Consider the following 2315-nt stretch of genomic DNA (forward strand, 5'->3'; position numbering starts at 1 on the left):
GGCAGGTAATCGCAGGCGCGACATCCTCAGCAGGTGTCGCGCCGTTGTCACATTTGGCTTGAACAAAACCGTGATTGGGGCTGATGAAGGATTAAATAGATGAAACTTGCCTCGTCGGCCTGGATGCCGATTCTGTCTCGCACACTGGCCGCCATGGTGGGCGGTTATGTCTTTACCTACGCCTTTACGGCGGCGTTGGCGCGACTATTACCGCTGGACAACGTGGACTCCATGTTGGTGGCCAGCCTGTTGTCGTTTGCGATCTACACCTGCGCCATTTTGTGGGCTTTTATCGCCCGGCATCAGTGGTCAGCCTGGATGGGCGCCGTGCTGGCGCTGCCATTGGCGGCCATTGGGTTTTGGCCACAACTGCTGGAGCGTCTCGGATGAAGCAAACCCTCACCCAATCTTTGGCTTGGCTGCACACATGGGGTGGACTGATCGTGGGCTGGCTGTTATTCGCGATCTTTTTGACCGGCAGCTTGGCGGTGTTTGACCAAGAGATCGACAACTGGATGCACCCGGAGCTGCCTGCGCATCACCTGACCGATGAGCAGGCCGTGGAGCGTGCGCTGGGTTATTTGCGTGAACACAAACCGGATGCCAAGCAATGGGGCATTAGCCTGCCTGAAGAGCGCTCGCCAGAGTTGCGCGCCTCGACAGGTGGGCGTCGGGACGGTGTTTCGGTCACGCTAGACCCAAACACGGGTGAGGTTTTACCAGTGCGCGAATCGGCCGGTGGGCGATTCTTCTTCTTGTTTCACTTCACCTTATTTATGCCAGGCATGCTCGGGATTTATGTGGTTGGCGCGCTGGCCATGGGCATGCTCGCGGCATTGATCAGCGGGGTAGTGATCCATAAAAAGTTCTTCAAGGAGTTCTTCACTTTCCGCCCCGCCAAAGGTCAGCGTTCATGGCTTGACGCCCATAACGCCAGCGCCGTGTTATTGCTGCCATTTCACTTGATGATTACCTACAGCGGGCTGGCCATTTTCCTCGTGATCTACATGCCCGCGGCGATGGACGCGTTGTTCGATGGCAACCGCGAGGCTTTTTTCAAAGCTCAAGACGCTGCGCCTGCGGTGGTTGAGGTTAAGCGTTCGGTAACCAGCGAACCGGCACCGCTGGTGGCTATGGGACCACTGCTGGCCAAAGCCCGGGAGGTGATGGGGCCATTAAGTGGCGTGAGCATTACCAACCCTGGCATGAGTGATGCCGTGATCCAGATTCGTCCGATTCTGGGCAACCGCATTGCCTTGATCAAAGGTGGGGGCATGCGTTTTGACGGGGTGACGGGCGAGCAACTGTCCGGGCCCACCGAAATGCGTGCTTCAGTGCTCACCCATCGAGTGATATCCGGGATGCATTTTGCTCAGTTTGGCGGCTACTCGATGCGCTGGGTGTACTTCATCTGCGGGCTCATCAGCAGCGCGATGATCGCCACCGGGCTGGTGCTGTTCACGGTCAAACGTCGTCGTAAATACGCCAGCGAAAGCCGCGTAGCCCAAGGCTTTTATCATGTGATCGAGGCCCTAAACGTGACGGTCATGGCCGGTTTGAGCCTAGCGTGCATCGCTTTTCTGTGGGGCAATCACCTGTTGCCGGTGGGCATGGCTGAGCGCCGAGAGGCAGAGTTATCGGTGTTCTTTGGCGTGTGGGGCGTAAGCCTCGTGCACGCGTTACTGCGACCGCGCATGCACGCATGGCGAGAGCAACTGGCGCTGGCGGGTGTGATGTGCGTGGCTTTACCGGTGTTGAGCCTGTTCACCGTTAATCAGCCATGGGCGCTGCACAGCCGGATGGGCGTAGAACTGACAGCCATCGTGCTGGGCGGGATATTGATGTGGGCGTGCTGGAAAGTATCGCAACCACAAACCGAGCGGGCGCCACGTAAAAAAGCCGCAGTGCTCGCGGAGGGGAACTGACATGCTGGCGAACTTTTTTGCGGCCTGGGCGTTTGCCTACATCGGCATGCTTGCCTTGTGCCAAGGATTGGAGCGGCACTACAAACAAGTCTGGAATAAGCTGCCGTCCGCTGGGCTGCGGCGTCTGTTGCGCGCAGCGGGTTGGCTGAGCCTGGCGCTGAGTTTCTACTGTTGCGGCTTGGCGTGGGGCTGGGCCATGGGGCCGATTGGCTGGTTCGGTTTGATCTCGCTCAGTGGTTTTACGTTGTTGATGTTATTGCCCTATCGCGCACGGCTGGCGGTGTGGATGCCGCTGGGGTTCGCACCGGTGTGGACGATGATGAGTATCTTGAGCTGAGCCCATCACCGCGTAGGAGCGAGCTTGCTCGCGATCTTTTGATCTTTTAAAAG

General features: G+C 58.1%; 3 protein-coding genes. All 3 read left to right on the forward strand.

The window, feature by feature from the left end; all coding sequences use genetic code 11:
- The first annotated feature begins 99 nt into the window (after nucleotides 1-99).
- The 3 genes from AQS70_RS09740 to AQS70_RS09750 are packed head-to-tail and all read left to right on the forward strand — an operon-like array spanning nucleotide 100 to nucleotide 2262.
- Entirely contained in the window at nucleotides 100-390 is a 291-nt protein-coding gene (locus tag AQS70_RS09740) for a hypothetical protein (RefSeq protein ID WP_055102594.1), read from the forward strand.
- Nucleotides 387-1925: a PepSY-associated TM helix domain-containing protein gene (locus AQS70_RS09745; RefSeq protein ID WP_055102595.1), complete on the forward strand. Its 1539-nt coding sequence runs from the start codon at nucleotides 387-389 to the stop codon at nucleotides 1923-1925. The genes AQS70_RS09740 and AQS70_RS09745 overlap by 4 nt, the downstream gene beginning before the upstream one ends.
- A 1-nt stretch (nucleotide 1926) precedes the next feature.
- Entirely contained in the window at nucleotides 1927-2262 is a 336-nt protein-coding gene (locus tag AQS70_RS09750; protein ID WP_055102596.1) for a DUF3325 domain-containing protein, read from the forward strand.
- Nucleotides 2263-2315: the final 53 nt, after the last annotated feature.

It is taken from the genome of Pseudomonas endophytica, from assembly GCF_001411475.1.
Classification (GTDB): Bacteria; Pseudomonadota; Gammaproteobacteria; order Pseudomonadales; family Pseudomonadaceae; genus Aquipseudomonas; species Aquipseudomonas endophytica.